Here is a 1,038-nt window from a genome sequence, read left to right as displayed (position 1 = left end):
CCACCCGGCCGCCCGGCGGGCGGCGAGCGCGCCGCACGGATGCAGGTCCTCGTCCGGTGGAGGCGCGATGCGGTGGCTGACGGGCTGGTGCACGGGTGCGCCGAGCGCGGGCGCCCCGGCACGCGAGGCGCTCCGCGGGGTCGAGCCGATCGCCGCGCGCCCGCTCTGGGCCGGGCCCGATCCGCTCTGGGCCGTGGGCGACTGGCGCCCGGGGGAGATCCGCCTGGTCACCCTCCGCCCCGGCGCCCCCGCCGTGGTCAGCACCGGCCCCACCGCCCCCGACCAGGTCGAGGACACCCCCGCCACCTCCCGGCTCGCCGTCCTCGGCCACTGCGGCGCCACCGACGCCGAGCTCGCCGCCGGCCTCGCCGCCGCCCGCGGCGGCGCCGTCCGCCACCTGACCGCCTGGCCCGGCAGCTACACCGTCGTGCTGCGCTCCGGCACCCGGTCCACCCTGCTGCTCACCGACCTCGCGGGGGCCCGGCCCGTCTTCCACACCCCGTGGGCCGGCGGCACCGCCTACGCCACCGCCGCGCTGCCGCTCGCCGACCTGGTCGGCGCCGCGCTGGACACCGGCCACCTCGCCGCCCGGCTCGCCTGCCCCGAGTCCCCCGAGGCGCTCGGCGATGGCACCCCGTACCAGGGCGTCCAGCGGGTGCCGCCCGGCCACGTGCTCGGCGTCCGGGGCGGCCGCCCGTACCTGTCCGGCTACGACGACCCGGCAGGCGCCGAGCAGCCGCGCGACGAGGCGCCCGCCGTCCGCGAACTCACCCGCGCCCTGCTGGAGTCCGTCCGCTCCCGGGTCCGCACCACCGCCCCGGCTCCCGACCGGGCCGGGCGGGCCCGGCTCGGCGTCGACCTGTCGTACGGGACGGCCTCCGCGACCGTCGCCCTGCTCGCCGCCGCCGTCCCGCTGCCTCCGGTGCCCGCGCCCACCGCGTCCACCGCGTCCGGCGGCTCCACCGCCGCGGCCGCCGGCGCGGCCAGGAGCGGCGCGGGGAAGGGCGCGTGGGCCCGCGCCGCCCCCCGGGGGCCGGC

The 1,038-nt window shown here is 82.2% G+C and carries 1 pseudogene; it reads left to right on the top strand.

What is annotated here, in order from left to right:
- Positions 1-67: 67 nt before the first annotated feature.
- Positions 68-1,038, top strand: a pseudogene (locus AB0E96_RS41350) (asparagine synthase); the annotation flags it as partial.

The sequence above is a fragment of the Kitasatospora sp. NPDC036755 genome (genome assembly GCF_040636595.1).
GTDB lineage: Bacteria > Actinomycetota > Actinomycetes > Streptomycetales > Streptomycetaceae > Kitasatospora.
The sequence above is the reverse complement of the archived record's forward strand: the minus strand, read 5'-3'. Positions and strand labels throughout refer to the sequence as shown.